General features: G+C 40.2%; 17 protein-coding genes. 12 read left to right on the top strand and 5 right to left on the bottom strand.

What is annotated here, in order from left to right:
* Positions 1-61 precede the first annotated feature (61 nt).
* From ACOKFD_RS04835 to ACOKFD_RS04825, 3 genes are all read right to left on the bottom strand, one after another.
* On the bottom strand, positions 62-838 hold the full coding sequence (locus ACOKFD_RS04835) for a carboxypeptidase-like regulatory domain-containing protein (RefSeq protein WP_422860209.1): 777 nt from the start codon (positions 836-838) through the stop codon (positions 62-64).
* Between the two features lie 75 nt (positions 839-913).
* Positions 914-2,656 (bottom strand): DEAD/DEAH box helicase, encoded by a 1,743-nt coding sequence (locus tag ACOKFD_RS04830; RefSeq protein ID WP_422860208.1) that lies wholly within the window; start codon positions 2,654-2,656, stop codon positions 914-916.
* A 142-nt stretch (positions 2,657-2,798) separates the two neighbouring features.
* Positions 2,799-3,380, bottom strand: a complete 582-nt coding sequence (locus tag ACOKFD_RS04825; protein WP_422860207.1) for a non-canonical purine NTP diphosphatase — start codon at positions 3,378-3,380, stop codon at positions 2,799-2,801.
* A gap of 57 nt (positions 3,381-3,437) precedes the next feature.
* Between ACOKFD_RS04825 and ACOKFD_RS04820 the strand changes: the two genes are divergently transcribed.
* The 3 genes from ACOKFD_RS04820 to ACOKFD_RS04810 all read left to right on the top strand — a co-directional run bounded on the left by ACOKFD_RS04820 (position 3,438) and on the right by ACOKFD_RS04810 (position 7,008).
* Positions 3,438-3,890, top strand: a complete 453-nt coding sequence (locus ACOKFD_RS04820) for a methyltransferase family protein (protein WP_422860206.1) — start codon at positions 3,438-3,440, stop codon at positions 3,888-3,890.
* A 170-nt stretch (positions 3,891-4,060) separates the two neighbouring features.
* Positions 4,061-5,953 (top strand): phosphoglycerate dehydrogenase, encoded by a 1,893-nt coding sequence (serA, locus tag ACOKFD_RS04815; RefSeq protein ID WP_298999155.1) that lies wholly within the window; start codon positions 4,061-4,063, stop codon positions 5,951-5,953.
* 122 nt (positions 5,954-6,075) lie between these two features.
* On the top strand, positions 6,076-7,008 hold the full coding sequence (locus ACOKFD_RS04810) for a type IV pili methyl-accepting chemotaxis transducer N-terminal domain-containing protein (protein WP_422860205.1): 933 nt from the start codon (positions 6,076-6,078) through the stop codon (positions 7,006-7,008).
* Here ACOKFD_RS04810 and rlmH read toward each other — a convergent pair.
* Positions 6,971-7,444, bottom strand: a complete 474-nt coding sequence (gene rlmH, locus ACOKFD_RS04805; protein ID WP_422860204.1) for a 23S rRNA (pseudouridine(1915)-N(3))-methyltransferase RlmH — start codon at positions 7,442-7,444, stop codon at positions 6,971-6,973. The genes ACOKFD_RS04810 and rlmH overlap by 38 nt on opposite strands.
* Positions 7,445-7,534: 90 nt before the next feature.
* On the opposite strand from rlmH, the gene nadC reads away from it, so the two are divergent.
* Genes nadC through priA form a run of 4 tightly spaced genes read left to right on the top strand, consistent with a single transcriptional unit; the run spans position 7,535 to position 12,256 of the window.
* The gene (nadC, locus tag ACOKFD_RS04800) at positions 7,535-8,392 is read left to right on the top strand and encodes a carboxylating nicotinate-nucleotide diphosphorylase (protein WP_422860203.1); all 858 of its coding nucleotides are present in this window, start codon (positions 7,535-7,537) and stop codon (positions 8,390-8,392) included.
* A gap of 1 nt (position 8,393) precedes the next feature.
* Entirely contained in the window at positions 8,394-9,371 is a 978-nt protein-coding gene (locus ACOKFD_RS04795; RefSeq protein ID WP_422860202.1) for a YihY/virulence factor BrkB family protein, read from the top strand.
* Positions 9,349-9,801, top strand: coding sequence for a DUF2147 domain-containing protein (locus ACOKFD_RS04790; protein WP_422860201.1), 453 nt, complete (start codon positions 9,349-9,351; stop codon positions 9,799-9,801). Before ACOKFD_RS04795 ends, ACOKFD_RS04790 begins: the two co-directional genes overlap by 23 nt.
* A 1-nt stretch (position 9,802) precedes the next feature.
* The gene (priA, locus tag ACOKFD_RS04785; RefSeq protein WP_422860200.1) at positions 9,803-12,256 is read left to right on the top strand and encodes a replication restart helicase PriA; all 2,454 of its coding nucleotides are present in this window, start codon (positions 9,803-9,805) and stop codon (positions 12,254-12,256) included.
* On the opposite strand, the gene ACOKFD_RS04780 is transcribed toward priA, so the two are convergent.
* The gene (locus ACOKFD_RS04780) at positions 12,257-12,949 is read right to left on the bottom strand and encodes a LytR/AlgR family response regulator transcription factor (RefSeq protein WP_106145735.1); all 693 of its coding nucleotides are present in this window, start codon (positions 12,947-12,949) and stop codon (positions 12,257-12,259) included. It lies immediately after the preceding gene.
* Positions 12,950-13,185: 236 nt separating this feature from the next.
* Between ACOKFD_RS04780 and rpsF the strand changes: the two genes are divergently transcribed.
* From rpsF to ACOKFD_RS04755, 5 genes are all read left to right on the top strand, one after another.
* Entirely contained in the window at positions 13,186-13,524 is a 339-nt protein-coding gene (gene rpsF, locus ACOKFD_RS04775) for a 30S ribosomal protein S6 (RefSeq protein ID WP_298999147.1), read from the top strand.
* Positions 13,525-13,528: 4 nt separating this feature from the next.
* The gene (gene rpsR / locus ACOKFD_RS04770; protein WP_106145737.1) at positions 13,529-13,825 is read left to right on the top strand and encodes a 30S ribosomal protein S18; all 297 of its coding nucleotides are present in this window, start codon (positions 13,529-13,531) and stop codon (positions 13,823-13,825) included.
* A 12-nt stretch (positions 13,826-13,837) separates the two neighbouring features.
* Entirely contained in the window at positions 13,838-14,290 is a 453-nt protein-coding gene (gene rplI / locus ACOKFD_RS04765) for a 50S ribosomal protein L9 (RefSeq protein ID WP_422860199.1), read from the top strand.
* Positions 14,291-14,475: 185 nt separating this feature from the next.
* The gene (locus tag ACOKFD_RS04760) at positions 14,476-16,512 is read left to right on the top strand and encodes a hypothetical protein (RefSeq protein ID WP_422860198.1); all 2,037 of its coding nucleotides are present in this window, start codon (positions 14,476-14,478) and stop codon (positions 16,510-16,512) included.
* Between the two features lie 7 nt (positions 16,513-16,519).
* A complete protein-coding gene (locus ACOKFD_RS04755; RefSeq protein ID WP_422860197.1) occupies positions 16,520-20,446 on the top strand; it encodes a fibronectin type III domain-containing protein in 3,927 nt (1,308 codons plus the stop codon).

The following is a 20,446-nucleotide window of genomic DNA, read 5'->3' as shown; positions in this document are numbered from 1 at the left end:
AGGCAAAATCTAAAATTTATTTAAGAAATGAAAACGGGTAAAATAAAGCCTGGGCAAACCTCTATCTGCGATTTAAAACTTTGTATTCTTCATAACAACTGGAAATAGCATCCAAGATTTGGAGGTCATTTGCCGTAGATATAAATGATTTGGAATAGTTACAATTGCTCAGAATATCGTCAATATCCATTTTCTCCAATTGAAGCAATTCTGTTAGGGTTTCGCGATCAAATTTTGAGGCCAACAAGTTTCTGATGTCTTCATCTTCCTTCATCTGTCTTAGTTTGCGTAGTTGTCTTGGCTTTTTTCCAAAGAGATTCCTAAGTAAATCTGCTGGATTCAAGATAGCGCCCAATACTTTCGTAACTGCGCTTGGGTTCTTGCTACCTGCCTCATAACTTGTGGGAAGACCTGAAATACTATATTGATATGAATTATTGATAGGAAGATTTTTTACATCAATTTCTAGATAGCCCGTAAGCTGGTAAGGTCTAACAATAACTTCTTCCAAGGCGTAGGCCAATTCAGTTAGGGCTATTTCCGTCTCCTCAAACTTAAACATATCGTTGGTAACCCTTACTTTTTGCGATTTGAATCCTAAGAAAGATAGATACAGCGTATCATTTACAGCTGCTGGAATGGTAAACTTACCTTCTTGATTTGTAATGGTGCCCACTACTTTGTTCAAGTTGATTACGTGAACACTTTCCATGGGAAAACTACTTTGGGCGTTAATGACCTTAGCAGTTATTTCTCCCTCAACTGGGGTATCGCTCTCGTTTTGTGAAAAACCCAAAAAAGAAACAAGGACAAATAATAAGGGTAGAATTCTTTTCATGCAATCTAACTGGCCATAAAAATACTAAACAAAGCAAAAATTATGGTTGACCTGTTGCTTTTAATATAGAATTAACTAATAAAAGCCCGGTCTTTTCTTACCACCACGTCTTCCTTTGTTATTTTTTCCACCCCTGCGGAAAGATTGTCCATCTCCTCCTTTGCGGTGCCCCTGTTTTCTGTCACGTCGTTTTCCACCTTTTCCTTTGCCACCAGGCTTATTGGATACTTCTACATTGATAAACCTCCCTTTTACCTTAAAATCGGTGAAAGTCTGGAGAATAAAGTCCGTTAAGGAAGCATCTGTATTGAAGAATGAAAAACTACCTTTGGTATCTACATTGAACACATCTTCTTTTTGAAGATTAAGAGTATCCCTCAAGAAGTCCTTTAAGCTCATCCAATCGTAACCATCACGTTCTCCTATGTTGATAAAATAACGAACTGACCCGGAACCACTATCTCTTCTACTTGATTTTTCCTGAGGTCCTTCGGAAGAGGTATTAAGGTCTTTTGTTTTGCTGTAATACGAATAGAAACGGGTAAACTCTACCGAGACTATTTTCTTTACTAATTCCTCACGATTAATACCATCAAGGACGTCGTTTATGGCTGGTAAGTAGTTGTCAATTTCAGAATTGATTTCTGTGTCTTTGATTTTGTTGGCCAAATGATAGAGTTGAATTTCACAGATTTCAATCCCTGTCGGAATCTTTTTGGCAATGAAATCTTGCTTGATTTTCTTTTCAATGGCTTTTATTTTTCGAAGCTCAGAACGTGTGACAATTACCATTGAGATTCCAGACTTTCCAGCCCTTCCCGTACGACCACTTCTATGGGTATATGTTTCTATTTCATCAGGAAGTTGATAATTGATAACGTGGGTAATGTCTTCAACATCTATACCTCTTGCAGCAACATCCGTTGCTACAAGCATCTGCACTTGTTTTTTACGGAATGAATTCATCACCAAATCCCTTTGGTTTTGGCTCAAATCACCATGTAGGGCTCCTGCATTATATCCATCCTCAATCAGTTTTTCCGCAACTTTTTGAGTGTCTCTTTTTGTTCTACAGAATATAACAGAAAAAATACCCGGATTGGCATCAGCCAGACGCTTGAGGGCAGAATATCTATCTCGACCGCCAACCACATAGTACTCATGTTGTACGGTTGAAGCTCCTGCATTCTTTGCCCCGACGGTTATTTCTTGGGGCTTGTGCATGAATTTTTTAGCGATTAATGCAACTTCTTTTGGCATCGTAGCCGAAAAAAGCCAAGTAAATTTTTCTTGAGGAGTGTTGGATAAAATATCCTTGATGTCTTCATAGAAACCCATGTTGAGCATTTCATCGGCTTCATCCAATACACAATAATCAATTTTGGAAATATCAACCATCCCTCGCCCAATCATATCTTTCATTCTTCCAGGGGTGGCTACTACAATCTGCGCTCCTCGTTTTATTTGTCTTGCTTGTTCCGTTATACTCGCTCCTCCATAAATGGCAACAGTATTTAACCCCTTTATGTATTTGGAATACAACTGCAGTTCATTGGTTATCTGTAAGCAAAGCTCGCGAGTAGGGGATAAGATAAGCCCTTGTGTAGTTCTACTCTCTGCTTGAATTTTTTGAATCATGGGAAATCCAAATGCTGCAGTTTTCCCCGTCCCCGTTTGCGCTAAAGCGACCAAATCGGTTTCTTCGCTCAATAAAAGGGGAATTGCTTTTTCTTGGACCTCGGAAGGTTTTTCGAATCCCATATCCGTAATGGCATCCAATAGGGGTTTGTCCAGCCCTAAAACTTCAAATGCTGACATAAAGTATACAATTTAAAAATCGCAAATATGATGTGTTGTCCTGGGCGATTTTTTAAATACCTCTATGTAGCCCTTGCAACACCATGCCCATACCGGCGGCGTTAATAAGCGGCAAAGGTAAGTGAATTAATGGGGTTGGAAACTAAAACGACCGGTTTTTTAGAAATCGCATCAGCTTTTGGATGGCTTTTCCACGATGACTGATTGTATTTTTGACTTCTGGAGCAAGCAAACCAAATGTTTCTTTGTAACCTTCGGGCATAAAAATAGGGTCATATCCAAATCCTCCAGTACCCATTCGGAGTTCGGTAATGGAGCCATTAACAATACCGTCAAAAACATGAGCTTGTCCTTGGAAATTTAGATGGATCACTGTTTTAAAATGCGCATTTCTATTTGATTTTCCTTTGAGCAACGACAGTACTTTGTCCATATTAGCCTCGGAACTTCTTTCTCCCCCTGCAAAACGGGCTGAATATACTCCTGGAGCACCATCCAATGCATCAATTAGAAGGCCTGTGTCATCAGAGAAACAGTCTAAACCATAATTATAAGTTACATAATCAGCCTTCAGCTTTGCGTTTTCCTCTAGGGTCTCACCCGTTTCAGGAATTTCTTCATGGCAACCGATATCATCCAAGGACAACAATTCAAAGGAATCAGGTAGAATTTCTCGTACCTCTTCCAGCTTTTTAGAATTATGGGTAGCAAAAACTAGTTTCAAAACAAAGACTATAAAAGAAGGGTAAAAATAGTAATTTAGAAAGCTGAGAATATTGCTATGCGAATAAAAATAATTCCCCCGTTGGTCATGCTGTTTTTTGCAGGAGCGATGTATGCCCTCGCCGAATTTTTACCAGTAGGTCAATTTGACTTTTTTGGACGAAAAGAACTGGCGATAGGGCTGTTGGGATTGGCTGTTTTGGTTATGGCTTTGGCCCTTTTTCAATTTATAAAAGTAAAAACGACCACAAACCCAATAGATTTGACCAAAACAAGCAGTTTGGTGACTCAGGGCATTTTTAAATATTCGAGAAACCCAATGTATTTGGCTATGCTTTTGATTCTATTGGGTTTTGGATTAAAACTAGGCAACGCTTTCAACACACTAATCGCTGCGGGTTTTGTGTACTACATGAACCATTTTCAAATTAGGTTTGAAGAAGAGGCATTGGAAAGAAAGTACGGTAAAGCTTATTCCATATATAAAAAGAATACCCGCCGGTGGTTTTAGTTGTTTTATGCAATCTTCAAAAGATTGTTCAATTATCCACCTCCAATTTTAAATTTTTGAAGAATTAGATAGCTTTTTTATCATATCATCAAGTGTGGTTAGATTTTGCCTGCGATACCAATTTGAATAGAATTAAAGTTTAATTTTACTCCTTAATTCTTTAGGCATTCATGGTAGGAGCAGCACGCAAATATGTTTTTGATTTTGATAGTACCTTGACCAGGGTTGAAGCGCTTGATGTTTTAGCGGAAATCACACTCCAAGGAAAATCAAATAAAGATGAGGTAATTCAAGAAATTCAGGAAATTACCAATTTGGGAATTGATGGGGATATTTCGTTTACTGAATCATTGGAGCGACGTATACGTTTGCTAAATGCACATAAGGATAATCTTAATGGCTTGGTAATTGAACTACGTCAGAAAATATCGAAATCCATTGCTTCCAACAAAGAGTTTTTTGAAAAGTATTCTGAAGATATTTATGTAATTTCATGTGGATTCAAAGAGTTTATTGATCCTATTGTAGAAGAGTACAATATTCCTTCGGAAAGAGTATATGCGAATACATTCAAGTTTGATGAAGATGGGAATATTGTCGGATTTGATGAAGCTAACGTACTCGCTTCCCATAATGGAAAGATAGAATGTCTGAAACACTTGCATTTAGAAGGTGAAGTTCAGGTAATTGGAGATGGATATAGCGATTATGTAATGCGTGAAGCTGGCTTGGCCCATAAGTTTTTTGCTTACACAGAAAACGTACATCGGGACAAAGCCGCCAACAATGCGGACCATGTAACACCTAATTTAGATGAATTTCTTTTTGTGAACGACTTGCCTAGAAACCTATCATACCCAAAGAACAGAATCAAAATTCTGTTATTGGAAAACGTACATCCAGATGCCTTTGAAAATCTTTCAGAAGATGGATTTTCTGTTGAGCTGGTCAAACATAGTATTCCGGAAGAAGAGCTTATTGAAAAAATCAAAGGGGTCCACGTCCTAGGTATTCGTTCCAAAACCCAGGTAACACAAAAGGTGCTGGATGCCGCCAACAAACTGTTGGTAGTGGGAGCCTTTTGTATCGGTACCACTCAAATCGATTTGGAGTACGCCAAGAAAAAAGGAGTAGTGGTCTTCAACGCACCATATAGCAATACACGTTCAGTAGTAGAGTTGGCCATTGGGCAAATAATTATGCTCATGCGGAATGTTTTTACACGAAGCTCCGAAATACATTCTGGACAATGGAACAAAACCGCTCTCAATTCCAAGGAAGTAAGAGGTAAAAACTTGGGCATAGTGGGATACGGAAACATAGGGAAGCAATTATCCGTATTGGCCGAAGCTATGGGGATGCGAGTATATTATTATGACGTGGCAGACCGTTTGGCACTGGGAAATGCCACTAAATGTAGTACTCTGGAGGAGTTACTTTCTGTTTCTGATGTGGTTACCCTACATGTGGATGATAACAAGGCCAACAAAAACTTCATTGGAGAACGCGAAATCAACCAAATGAGGGACGGAGCGTATCTAGTCAATCTTTCCAGAGGTTTTGTGGTGGATATAGATGCTTTGGCAGCTGCTCTGAAGGAAGGAAAATTATCAGGTGCTGCTGTTGATGTGTATCCCGTTGAACCACGAAGCAATGGGGAATTTGAAACGCCGCTGAAAGGACTTTCCAATGTGATTTTGACACCCCATGTAGGGGGAAGCACCGAAGAAGCACAACGAGACATTGCCGATTTTGTTCCAAACAAGATTATGGACTATATCAATTCAGGAAATACTGTGGATGCGGTTAACTTTCCCAACATTCGATTGCCCAAACAGAACAATTCGCACCGTTTTCTTCATATTCACCGAAATGTGCCGGGTATAATGGCCAAAATCAATGAAGTATTGGCAAAATATGAAATGAACATCACCGGACAATACCTTTCTACCGATAGTGAGGTAGGGTATGTTATTTCAGATTTAGACAAGGATTACAATAAGGAAGTGGTCAAGGCTCTAAAGAATGTGGAAAACACGATTAAGTTTAGAGTTTTGTACTAATTAGAGGAATCCAATTCCGCGAAAACAAGTTTCACCTATTCAAAATTGACGTTCACAACATTTCTGTGGGCAACCTTGACGATTTAAACTATTTTGTAAGCAAATTCTTATAAAATAGATTGATGAAGGTTAAGGGAATGAAGCTTTTCAAAAAAGGCTTCCGGGCATATTACTTACTTGTGGTTTCTGTGGTTTTACTAACCATTCTTATCCAGAGCCTTACCCAATATACACTTAACGAGCAACGTTCCACTGCTTTGGTAGTTAATTTGGCAGGTAGACAGCGTATGTTGAGCCAACGCCTGCTCAATGAACTCTACTCTTGTAGATTTCACAATTGTGATTATGCCGAAATGAAACTTACCCTGACCAAGTTGTATCAAATGAATGATATTTTACAAGAAGGGAGTGTGAGTTTAAAAATACTACCTCTTGAAGACCCAGAAATACTCAGGGAGTTTGAAAGACTGGAACCCCACGTAGACTGGTTGTATTCGGAGCTTAGGGATTTTCAAAGTTTTGATTCTATCAATTTCAGTGATGTTCGTTATCGGGTAGATCGTTTTTTGGTAATCATGGATGGTATAGTAAACATGTTTCAAAGAAAATCAGAAAAGGGCATTAAAACCATGATGATCGTTGAATTGGAATTGGCCATCTTTTCCATCTTAATCATCCTTTTTGAATTCCTGTTCATTGTGAATCCGATTATCAATAGAATCTTGGATCAAAAGAAAAAACTATCAGAAATTGCTTGGCACCAGTCCCATGTTTTTAGCTCACATATGAAAAACATCTCCGATTTGCAGTATGTGCTCAAGGTTGAAAAAAATCAGGAAAGACAGAAAGAGATCTATGGATTCATATCTGAGGAGCTAGATCACTTAAAAACGGTGTCGGAGAACATGGTCAAATCTTTGGAAGACACTACAAAACAAGAAAAACCCCATCATTTCGTGATACGTAAGGTGGAAAACCTATTGGATAAGTATAATCCTTCAAACAAAAAAGGAGAAACTATTGATGATGATACGGTTCATTCCGTAAAATTGTAAATGCACGGTACAGCTGTTCAACAGCGAACAAACGTACCATTTGATGCGAAAATGTCATGGAAGACAAGCTTATTTTTTCATTACACCTTTCATAAACTATATCTCCAAAACCATAGGGCCCACCAATAACAAATACGAGCCTCTTTAATCCGCTGTTCATTTTTTTTTGTAAGTAATGGGAAAAGGAAACCGAGGTGAATTGTTTGCCCTTTTCATCCAACAAGACCACCAAATCAGAAGTTTCAATTTGAGCTAGAATAAGCTTTCCCTCTTTAGTTTTTTGTTGGGATTCTGAAAGATTCTTATTGTTCTTTAGGTCTGGGATGACCAATAATTCAAATTTGATGTAACGTCCCAATCGCTTTTTGTACTCATCAATTAACGAAGCAAGTTCTTTGGAATCTGTTTTGCCTATGGCCAATACGGTAATCTGCATAATCAAAAGTAAAGGTTTGCCATCAAACAATATAAATGGACACCTTTTCAGGAACTATGTTTTTAGTATTTTCGTGCAAACCCCTTTAGAATGATTAGCCAAGAGCAGTTTCAAGAGGAAATTGATTTCATAATAAAAAATGCCATCCGTGAAGATGTAGGTGATGGTGACCATAGTTCTTTGGCCTGCATTCCCAAGACTGCTGAAGGAAAAGCAAAGCTTTTGGTAAAAGATGATGGAATCATTGCTGGTATAGACTTTGCAAAACAAGTTTTTGCTTTTGTGGATGCCAATCTTGAGGTAGAGGAAGTTTTGCAAGATGGAGCAACTGTAAGGTATGGGGATATTGCATTCTATGTTGAGGGAAGTTCGCAAAGCATTTTGAAAGCGGAACGTTTGGTACTGAATGCTATGCAACGAATGAGTGCCATAGCAACCAAAACTAAATTCTTTGTTGATTTATTGGAAGGTACCCAAACCCAAATTTTGGATACCCGGAAGACAACTCCCGGAATACGGGCTCTGGAAAAATGGGCTGTAAAAATTGGAGGAGGGGAAAACCATCGTTTTGCGCTGTACGACATGATTATGTTGAAGGACAACCACATTGATTTTGCCGGAGGGATAACCAAGGCAATAGAAAAGACCCATGAATATTTGAAAGATACAGGCCGTGATCTTAAAATAATAGTTGAGGCTAGGGATTTGGAAGAGGTTAAGAAAATCTTGCAATCATCCGGAGTGTACAGAATCTTGTTGGATAATTTCAATTATGAAGACACCAGAGCAGCAGTCGAATTAATTGGAGATAAGTGCTTGACCGAATCTTCTGGGGGAATTAATGAAACTACAATACGGAAGTATGCAGAATGTGGTGTGGATTATATCTCTTCTGGGGCCCTGACCCATTCTGTACATAATTTGGATTTAAGTCTAAAAGCGGTCTAGCATGTCGGTAGCCATTGAAGAACGCTTGGAAAAAATCCCAATTATAAATTGGGTGGTAAGGCTTTTAAAGAAAATAAAGTTGAAGGCCTTTGAGGGACTTTCGCTTTATGATTTGTTGGAGATGTATGTGGTAGGTATTGTTGAAGGCACCCTGTCCAGCCGTGCCAGTTCCATTGCATTTAGTCTTTTCATGGCCCTCTTCCCCTTGTTGATTTTTTTGATTACCCTTCTGCCGTTCATTATACCTTATGCTAGTGTGGGGAACGAAAATTTTGATGGTCAGTTTTTACTTTTTTTAGAATCTTTTTTGCCTTCGGCAACCAGTGATTATTTTGGGGATATTTACCAACAGATTAAAGACCAACGTAGAGGAGGCCTTCTTTCATCTGCTTTTGTGGTATCCATTTTTTTGGTGGCCAATGGGGTGAACGCAATTTTCAGCGGTTTTGAAAACTCGTATCACGTAGAACTTACCCGTAATTTTTTCAGACAGTACGCCTATGCTTTAATGGTAGGTCTTATCCTCTCCATTTTGTTGATTATCGCTGCGGTAGCCTATGTATATATTGAATTCTATGTTGTGGAGTATGCCAGTGAGTATTTGGGAAAGACTTTAGGATATGATCAGCAGAAGGGCGATACTCTTGGATTGCAAGTAGCCAAAATCTTGTTTTTTATGATTTTATCCTATTTTACTACGGCCATTCTCTACTATTTTGGAACTGCCGAAGGTAAAAAGGCACGATTTTTCTCAGCTGGAGCTTTAATGACCACACTTCTATTTATCTTAACTTCATACCTGTTTGGGGTTTATGTGGAGAAGTTTGCTCGATATAACGAGCTTTACGGCGCTTTGGGTGGACTATTGATTCTTATGGTGTTCATTTGGCTGAACTCTAATATTTTGCTCTTGGGATTTGAATTGAACGCAACATTGAACTCATTGAAAAAGAAACATGAAAAAAAGCTATCTAAATAAACATATTGCATTTATCATAATTTTTGTGGCAGTTCAATCCTTACAGGCACAGGGAATTTTTGGAAAATGGAAAACTATTGATGATAAGACTGGGGTGGCCAAGGCCATTGTAGAGGTTTATGAAAATAAAGGATTGCTCAATGCCAAAATCATACAGGTTTTGGAGAAGGGTAGGGAAGACGCCGTATGCATCAACTGTAAAGGAGATTTAAAGGATCGACCCGTTAAGGGAATGCATATCATCAGAAACTTTGAGAAGAATGGTTCAGATGAGTACAAGGGCAGTGATTTATTGGACCCAGAAAGTGGAACCACCTATCGCGGTAAACTTTGGTTGGATTCTGACGACTCGGACAAGTTGAAGGTTAGAGGGTATATCGCTTTTTTATATCGAACACAAACCTGGCATAGATTAAAGGAAGGAGAATAATATGTCATGGTTCTTGGATGTAGTGCTTCCTATTCCTTTGGAACGCCGTTTTACCTATCAAATTTCCCAAGAAGAAGCTCACTTCATTAAAAGAGGTATGCGTATAGCCGTGCCTTTTGGAAAATCAAAAATATATACTGCTTTGGCCTTTGCCGTGCATAATCGAGCACCCAAAGCTTATGAGGCAAAGCCCATATACCAAATTTTGGATGAGGTCTCTTTGGTGAACGAAATACAGTTTAAGCATTGGGAATGGATTGCTGATTACTACATGTGTACTCTGGGAGAGGTTATTCGTTCTGCACTCCCAACAGCATTTCTTTTGGAGAGTGAGACCTTGATTTTACCAAATAAAGATTCTGACATTGATGATATGGGTCTTAAAGATGATGAGTTTCTTATTTATGAAGCCCTTCAATACCAATCTTTGCTTAAGATTTCTGAAGTTGCTGAAATAGTTGATAAAAAAAATGTACTCCCACTAGTGAATCGTTTGGTTCAGAAAGGAGTAGTTCTGCTGAAAGAAGAACTCTACGAACAATACAAGCCTAAACAAGTCAAATTTGTTCGGTTAGCACCCGGCTACAAAGAGGAAACACAATTAGAAGCTCTGCTTACAACTCTCTCAAGAGCACCACAGCAGAGCAAAGTACTGTTGGCATTGTTCCAGTTAGCTGCGCAGACCAAAAAACCAATTTCTTTGAAAGAATTAATCAAAGAGAGTGATGTTTCAAGAGCGGTGATAAAAAGTTTGGTAAAAAAAGAAATACTTGAAGAGTACGAGTTACAACAAGACCGAGTCACTTTTGATGGAGAAGCTATAAATCTCAATGTTGTTCTAAACGAGCATCAACAGAAGGCTTTGGAATCCATAGAATTTAGTTTTGAGGATGGCAAAGTAACTTTGCTGCATGGGGTCACTTCATCCGGAAAGACCGAGGTATATTTCAAATGCATCGAGAAGGTTATAGAGGAAGGAAAACAAGTATTGTATTTATTGCCAGAAATTGCATTGACTTCACAATTAATAGGGAGGTTAAGAGACTATTTTGGGAATATAATTGCGGTCTACCATTCAAAATACAGTATTCATGAAAGGGTTGAAGCTTGGCAAAATGTGCTCAACAATTCGGATAAGGCCCAGATTGTAATAGGGGCACGTTCCGCATTGTTCTTGCCATTTTCCAATTTGGGCTTGGTAGTGGTTGATGAAGAGCATGAAAACTCTTTCAAGCAGTTTGACCCCGCACCGCGATACCATGCCAGGGATGCGGCGGTGGTTCTAGCTTCTTTACATGGAGCGAATTGCATATTGGGTTCGGCTACGCCTAGTGTGGAGAGCATGGAGAACGTAAAAAAAGGAAAATATGGGTACGCTTATATTCAATATCGTTACGGTCAGGTACTCATGCCGGATGTAAAACTGGTCGATATAAAGGACGCTACCAAAAGAAAGCGTATGAAGGGGCACTTTTCCGAAACCCTATTTTTGGCCATTGAAGAAGCTTTAAATGAAGGAGAACAAATCATACTTTTCCAGAACAGAAGAGGTTTTGCCCCCATTGTGGAATGTACTACCTGCGGCCATGTGGCCCAATGCCCCAATTGCGATGTAAGCCTTACGTATCACCAGAACAGAAATGAGCTGCGTTGTCACTATTGTGGCTATCATATGGCTCTACAATACACTTGTCAGGCATGTGGTAGCAGTACTTTGGATAAAAAAGGCTTTGGAACGGAACAAATCGAGCAAGAATTAAAGACCCTTTTCCCCGAAGCTCATATTGGGCGGATGGATTTGGATACAACCCGAGGCAAATATGCCTATGAGAAATTGATAACTTCCTTTGAACAACAAGAACTCGATATTTTGGTAGGTACCCAGATGGTGGTAAAGGGGCTCGACTTTAGAAATGTTAGCTTGGTTGGTGTAATGAATGCAGATTCCCTTTTGAATTTCCCGGATTATCGTGCACATGAAAGAACATTTCAAATGTTGACCCAAGTAGCTGGAAGGGCAGGAAGAACCCAAAAACAAGGAAAGGTACTTATTCAAACTTACAACCCCTATCACCAGATACTTCAGCAGGTAACCACCAACGACTATAACAAGATGTTTGAACAGCAATATTATGAAAGGGAGCAGTTTAAATATCCCCCTATTGTTCGTATTATTAAGATTACCTTAAAAGATAAGGACTTCAATAAGCTTAACGAAGCAGCTTTATGGTTTGCGCAGTCGTTGACCAATGTCTTAAAATGTTCGGTTTTAGGACCAGAATACCCGCCGGTATCTAGAATACGAAGAGACTATCTCAAAAACGTTTTAATAAAAGTATCGAAAGACCAACCCATATCCCAAACAAAAAATAGCATTAAAAGAATTGAAAAATCCTTTAATGCTATTTCAAAGTATAAAAGTGTAAGACTGGTCTACAATGTAGACCATATATAACTATACGTTAGCCAAAGCTTCAGCAAGTTCAGTCTTTTTGTTTCTACTTAATGGAATCTGTCTACCCCCAACTTCAACATTTTTACTGTTGAATTTCTCAATTTTCTCCAGATTCACAATATAAGATTTATGTATCCTAAGGAATTTTTCAGCAGGTAGCTGTTTCTCAAAGGATTTCATGGTTGAAAGGATCACGATGTTGGCTTCGTCAGTAACCAACTTAATATAATCCCCTAAAGCTTCAATCCATTTAATGTCGTTTAAGATAACCTTACGCTTTTTAAGGTTACTCTTTACAAAGATGTGCTCCTCATCTTCATCTACACGGTTCATTTGCTCGTACTTGGTCACGGCTCTTTTTACCGAAGCTTCAAAGCGTGCCAAAGTGATAGGCTTGTGTAAATAATCGGTTACATCATAATCAAAAGCCTTGAGTGCGTAATCTGGCTTACCTGTGATTAAAATTACCTGTGGAGGGTTTTCCAAGGCTTCCAAAAGGTCGAAGCCGCTAATGATTGGCATTTCAACATCTAGGAAAATAAGGTCGATTTCGTGGTTCTTGAGTCCGTTCTTGGCTTCAATGGCATTGCTATACTCAGCAATTAAGGCTAGGTGAGGATGGTTGTTCACTAGTTTGGCAACTGCCATTCGCTGCATGGAGGAGTCGTCAACTATTATACTTTTTAATTTCATAGAAAGGGGTGATTTGTAGGGTTTTAAATCATCGGCAAATTACACAAAATTGGCGTTCAAAGGCAACAAAAGATGTAAACATGGTGTATTCTGTTGTGTACTTTGCTATATACGTTATATAGATTTAATTGGTTCATTCTGTTAATAACTCTTGAACTTTAAACGAAGATTTCATCCTTTTCTTGCGCAGAGAAGTTATTATTGTTAATTTTGCGCTCCTTTAAAAACAAGTATATATGAACCATTACGAAACTGTTTTCATTTTGAATCCCGTTTTATCTGAGACCCAGATAGAGGAAACAGTTAAGAAATTCGAGGATTTCTTAATTAAGAATGGTGCCAAAATGGTCTCCAAGGAAAATTGGGGGCTTAAAAAGTTGGCCTATCCCATTCAACACAAAAAAAGTGGATTTTACCACTTGTTTGAGTTTACCGCCGAAGGTAGTGTAATCACTCCTTATGAGCTTGAATTTATTAGGGATGAACGTATCATGCGTTTCTTGACCGTGAAATTGGACAAGCATGCTATTGCTTGGGCAGAGAAAAGAAGAACTAAACTAAAAGTAAACGCATAAGGGTATGGCATCAATAGAACAACAAGCGAAAGCAAAAAAAGATGGGGAAATCAGGTATTTGACCCCATTGAACATTGAGACCAACAAGCAGAAGAAATACTGTAGATTCAAAAAATCTGGTATCAAGTATATTGATTACAAAGACCCAGATTTTTTGATGAAATTGGTGAACGAGCAAGGAAAATTACTTCCTAGAAGATTAACAGGAACTTCCTTGAAATATCAAAGAAAAGTGGCACAAGCCGTAAAACGTGCCCGTCACTTGGCCTTAATGCCATACGTTGGCGATATGTTAAAATAAAAAGGTAGTAGCATGGAAATTATTTTAAGAGAAGACGTACAGGATTTAGGCTTTAAAGACGATATCGTGACAGTTAAGAACGGTTATGGTAGAAATTTCTTGATTCCGCAAGGATTGGCTGCACTCGCTACTCCTTCTGCAAAGAAAGTTTTGGCGGAGAACCTAAAACAGAGAGCCCACAAAGAAAAGAAGGTAATTGATGAAGCCAATAAAATGGCAGAGGCTTTAAAACAATTGGAAATCCGAATTCCTGCTAAAGTAGGTGCTGGGGACAAATTGTTTGGATCGGTGAATAATATCGATTTGGCTGCTGCTTTAGAAAAGGCTGGTCATCAATTGGATAGAAAGTTTATCAATATAAAGGGAGGTACTATTAAAAGAGTAGGACCGTACGACGCCGAGATAAGGCTGCACAGAGAGGTAATCGTAGATTTCCCTTTTGAAGTGATCGCTGAGGCGAAATAAAGTCAAGTTTTAGTTAATAACTTGTTAAGAGCTATGCCATGCATAGCTCTTTTTTTTGTCCTGAAATTAGTAAGAAGAAGTCACAGTGTTATGTGGCTTTTTTTTGCTTTCAATTGTAACTCATCAATTCAAAATGGGCAACCGTTAAACCAATATAGGGTTGTGTCAAATGAACGGTTAAATCCTTGTCCTACAATTGTATTATTGAGGAATACCCAACCATCTTGTATCGGTTACTATTTCCTTTGTTCATGCTAAGCGCAATTACCTACTCTCAGCAAATCAGTCTGGATCGCTTAGGGAAAGATGGGCTTTTCAATTATTCAGGTGGGATAACCACAAACGCAGTGTTTTATAATGGCACTGCAAACAGGCAAAACTTGACCTATGTACTTTCCGGTAATCTCAACCTTAATATAGCCGATGTTTACAACGTACCGTTATCCTTTGTGTATTCCAACCAAGAGTTTACCACGCCCAATCCGTTCAATTTTAATAGACTTAGCTTAAGTCCTTCTTACAAATGGATTACGCTACATGTTGGCAGCTCGAATTTATCTTTCAGCCAGTATACCCTAAACAATCATCAATTTGATGGTGTTGGATTGGAATTGGCACCAAAAGGACCTTTTAATATTGCCATGATGTACGGTAGGTTTTTAAAAGCGACCGAATACGACCCAGAAAACCCAAATGCTCTGGTAGCCTACAAACGTATGGGTTATGGGTTGAATGCTTCTTACAAATTTGAAAAAGTGTTGTTAGGGCTATCGGTCTTCAAGGCCAAGGATGACGATAGTTCGCTTCAAAATCCAGTTCCTTTTGAATTGGATGTTGCGCCTGCTGATAATATGGTCATTTCACTGAATTCGGAATTCAGTGTTTGGGAAAAGGCACAATTTCAACTCGAATATGCCATATCTGGTATTACCGAAAATGTCCGGCTAGACGAAGAACGGAATCGACCAGGTCTCTTTTCCTTTTTATTGGATGAGAATGTCAGTACGCAATATCACCAAGCATTCAATGCATCGGTAAATTACCCAACTGCCAATGGCTCCTTGGGTCTGGGGTATGAACGTGTCGACCCAAACTACAAAACCTTTGGGGCATATTTTTTCAATAACGACCTCGAAAACATAACCGTAAACGCCAATCAGACCATCTTTAACAATACCCTGAATGTTGGGGTGAATGTTGGGTTACAGCGAGATAATCTGGACAATACCAAGTTAGCCGAGATGAAACGCTTGGTAAGTGCCCTGAATCTAAGCTATACTGCTTCAGAAAAATTAAACCTCAACGGCTCCTATTCCAATTTTCAATCCTTTACAAACGTACGTGACCAGTTCGACTATATCAATCAGGCCAATGATTTTGAAACGCTCGATACATTGAATTATCGCCAAGTTTCACAGAATGCCAATCTGGGCATCAATTATAACTTCCAACAATCCGAAGTAAAACGGCAAAGCCTTACCATTAACCTCTTGTATCAACAATCCAAAAATGAACAGGAAGGGCAAGAAGCGCCTGGTGGTGATAATGCTTTTTACAACGGGTCGGTGGCACTTTCCTTGGGTTATCCTGAACGTGACCTCGTCATCACCCCGGCAACCAATGTATCCTATAACACCATTGGTCTATCAGAAAGCCAATGGATTGTAGGTCCAACCCTGGGAATTAGCAAGCAATTTTTTGAGAAAAAGCTTCGGACCAATTTTTCTACCTCCTACAATGCCACAATAGCTTCTGAAATGCCCACAAGGTCAAACTTCAATTTTCGATTGGGTGGGAATTATGCCCCAGCAGAAGATCATATGCTGCGCTGCAACATTATTTCATTGCTGCGAAATGGAACAGAAAATAACCAAGCTGATGTGACTGTGACCCTAGGTTATACCTACAGTTTTTCCAATAAAAAGCAAAAAAGGAAAGAACCGGACAATTCTATGACTGGGACTGGTAGTAAAGCCCGTCTGAGCTTTCGCCACCAAGGGACGGTATACAGAGGGAGTACATCCCAAGTATCCGCACAATTGATAAATCTCTGGGAATCCAGAAAAGGTGAAATAAGCCATGCAGACCACCGCGAAACCCTGCTTGAACTGTTACGAGAGGTGAATTTAGAAAAGGACCGGGAGATTTTTAAAATCAAGGCAGTCGCTTTTTTGGATGCCCTTGCCCAATACACCCAAACTAAAGAACGAAACGAAAAATGATATGACTATGGAAAACCGTGGAATAGTTTTACGAAAATGGCGGATGGCCATAAGTATGGTGCTACTGGTGCTTTTTAGTACCATGAATGGTAATGCCCAATCGTTTCCAGTAAATATTACGGTACAGACTTTGGGTGCCGCACCTACACAACTGTCCTCCTATGCCGATGCGGCACAGAACAACGGACCGTTACGGATTACTTTGGCACTCAACGACCTTAATATTACGGGAAGGGAAGTGCAATTGCGTTTGTTCTTTCAAGGGGGTGGTATTAACTTTCAAAGCACCACAAATCCCATAGGGGCTGGGCCCTTCTTTTTGGATGGGGGTATTCCTTTAACCCTCAACGCTTTGGAAATCGCCCCATATTTTGAAGTCTCCAACCTCACGGGCATTTCCCCAACGGTTTATGGGCGTACCTTGCCCGAAGGCTCGTACCAAATTTGTTTTGAGGTTTTTGACGTGCTAACTGGCAATCGGCTCTCAACCCGTTCGTGTGCCAGTGTTTTTATCTTCCGGAACCGCCCTCCTTTTTTGGTGTTGCCCCATAATGGGGTACAGGTAGACCAGGCCAATCCACAGAACATTGTCTTTCAGTGGATGCCCAGACAACTCAACGTCACCAATGTAGAGTACGAACTGAGCCTAGTGGAGCTTTGGGACAATGGCATAGACCCACAGGCCGCTTTTTTGGCCACCCCACCCATCTTCCAGACCTCAACACGGGCCACTAGCTACCTGTACGGTCCTGCCGACCCCATTCTATTGCCCAACCACGCCTATGCATGGCGGGTACAGGCTAAAGCTGTGGATGGCGCTGAAGCTATAGGACTTTTTGAAAACCAAGGGTACAGCGAGATATTTTCCTTTGTCCATTTGGCGCCTTGTGAGGTGCCGCCCAACCTAAGGCATGAGGTTCGGGGCAGCGGACAGGCCAATATTCTTTGGGACGACCCCAGTACCGAGATACCCGAGTTTACGGTACGTTATCGCCAAAAAGGGGAGGGGAATGCCTGGTTCCTAAACCGTACTACTGCAAATTGGACTACCCTTTGGGATTTAAAGCCCGGTACGCGTTATGAGTACCAATTAAAAAAGGACTGCGGACTGGGCGAGAGCGATTGGAGCCTTGTACGGCAGTTTTCCACAGCACTGGAAACCGAGGTAGAAGAGTTGCACCAGTGTGGGATATCACCAAGCATCAACATACAGAATCAAGAACCTTTATCCAGTCTTTTGCCCGGACAGCAGTTTGTGGCAGGTGACTTTACCGTGATAACAACGCAGGTGAATGGGGGAGAGGGCTATTACAGCGGAAAGGGTTTTGTACGCATTCCCTATCTGGGCAATGTAAAACTGGCGGTATACTTTGACAATATTCTTCTGAACACCGACCGCCAACTATTGCAGGGCACGGTGATAACCGAATATGATCCCACTATGCGGAACATTGTGGACACGCGGGATGTGGTGGAGACGGTTGGGGAACTTGTGGATGCCGCCGGGGATTTATTGGAAGAACTTTTTTCCCAAAAAGAAGAATTGTTGAACCAACTAGCAGAAGCAGAAAGCTTTGAAGAACAACAAAATTTTATCTCCCAGATCAATGATTTAGAGGTTACGATAGACCAACAGATAGATGCTATTCACGGGAAAGAGAACCTGCCCGCTTCACTACAACAAGAATTGGAGGAATTAAAGCTGGAGGGAAACATAGCCACAAATGAACAGCTAACCTCTCAAGAGATAGAACAAATTAAAACTGCAGACGCTCAACGTAGAGATCGGATACGTGAAATCGCAGATATAGCAGAAAGAGGGGAGTTTACCATGATAGCCGACCGTATATGGTTTATGCCAGATTGGACCCCCTTCAAACTACCTGAAAGTGTCTCTAACAGTATTGTGGAAGCGAGTTCGCAAACCGTAATAGGTACAGTGCCGGGCCTTAGGTATAATGGTATTCCCCACGAGGCGAAGTATTCGGAAAACGGTGCGTTTGAAGGGTACTATGCAAATGGGACAAAGGCACCTATCAATCCGCTGGATAGCATAAATGATACTGCAAAAGTATATCTGTACAAATACCTGCCCAACGAATGCGATGCCATTTTTGAGACCACTTTTAAATATGCAGACAGTTTAAGGCCGAATGTTCCATACAACCCACAAAATGAAAATATAAAAAGGGTCTATATTTCCAAATGCCTGGACAGTGTATTTGCAAGAATAGAGCAACCCACCTCAATTGTGTTGAATATTGGTGGTTCAAGTGAAATAATTACCACCGCAAGACAAGATCAATATGTTCAAGACGAAGCTTTTGAAGCAAATAAAAGAGTACTGGACTTTGCTGGATTGGTCAGCCAAGGGGAGAAAGATGCCCTAGCCGATCAGATGGGTAATATCCGAATTCTCGAAGGTACTTTAATGCACTTTATTCTGACAGACGAAGGAACCCAACCTACTCTTATAAATGAATTCTTGGAACTGGTTCCCGATGCTGGAACCTATTACCGTTGGATACATTTTGAAGGTACGGGAAAAGTAATCATCAATGATAAAACGCCCGCAGGATTTGAAGAGTCCCTAAAAAGCGCTGCTTACCATTGGACACAGGACTACTGGGACAATCTAGAACTAAACACCAATAGGGGAACACGTGAGTTTCTGTTTGGCTATATGGTTCAGGTGAATCTGACCCTGTCATCTCTAGCAGGCTTGCTTGCCGAGATCCAGATTGACCAAAAGTACTGGGACGCAGCTGATAGTGGGAACTATGTACAGGAAATGGAATATGTGGCTCGTTTGTTCTCCATTCTGCGAGGCGAACCTTTGAACGTGTTCAATGCAGAACAGTCGCAACTCCAGTTTGCTTTTTACTGTGGCATTTTCAATGGAATGATGGAAGAACTGACCGGTCTTGTCCAGTTAGGCGATATGCTCACGGAATATGTTACCGATGCCGAGGCTGCCAAATCCTTTGACCTAGCCTTAAACAGTCTAAACCTTACTATGATATGGTCCCAGTTCCAAAACGCCCATGGCGTGGATAGCGATGGCAACCTGAACCAATACGTTTTGGCCCATCAGCTGGGCAAGGACCTTGTCTTTGTGGCTAGCCTATTCGTGGGCATTGGTGAGCTGACCTCCGTATCTGGAATTGGACAGGTTCTAAGAAATTTGGAGAACTTGGTTGACTTGGCCAGGCTAACCAAAGCACGAAGGCTAAAAAATGCATTTCCCGATGGATGGGACAAGCTCAGGACCTTGGCTCCCGTACCGGACAACTTCTGGAACAAACTGGATGGGCTAGGCGAGGCCCAAGGCAGATTCCTTGCCGATTTTGATGCCCAACAGTTGCAACGGTTTGTGGAAAATCCTAATTTGGTTGATAGTTGGAAGAAAGCTTTAGATAATGGATTACCTGAGTTATGGCGAAAAGACCTTGATTTCTTAGGTAAATTAAGAAATGTTTGGGATTACAATTTCGTTAATGGTACAAACGTAAAATTGCCAAATGTTTTGCTAGAACCGACCCAATTAACAAAAGTATCTACGGAAGTTCTTCAGCAGATGAGAAACACCTTTAATTCAACTGTAAAGAAGAATTTTCTAAAAGGGTTGGGTAATAATCCTAATATTAATTCAATGTTGAAGAAAGCTGGGTTTAGTGATGGCGAGATTCCTATATTAATTCAAAGGCTACAAAATGGACAAGGAATACCAGGTTATCAAGTTCATCATAAAATCCCTATAGATTTAGGAGGGAGTAATGATTTTTCTAATCTTGTATTAATGAAGCAAACGCCTTATCATTCGGCTGTTACTTCATTTCAGAACTCTCAGATTAGTATTCCTGTTGGTCAAACCCAGACACTGAATTTCCCGAAGGTTGAGGGAAGTTTTTATTCACCACCTTATATTGAATAA

This window comes from Flagellimonas ulvae (assembly GCF_049333175.1).
Taxonomy (GTDB): domain Bacteria; phylum Bacteroidota; class Bacteroidia; order Flavobacteriales; family Flavobacteriaceae; genus Flagellimonas.
Note: the sequence above shows the minus strand (reverse complement) of the source record. Positions and strands in the feature narration are given on the sequence as shown.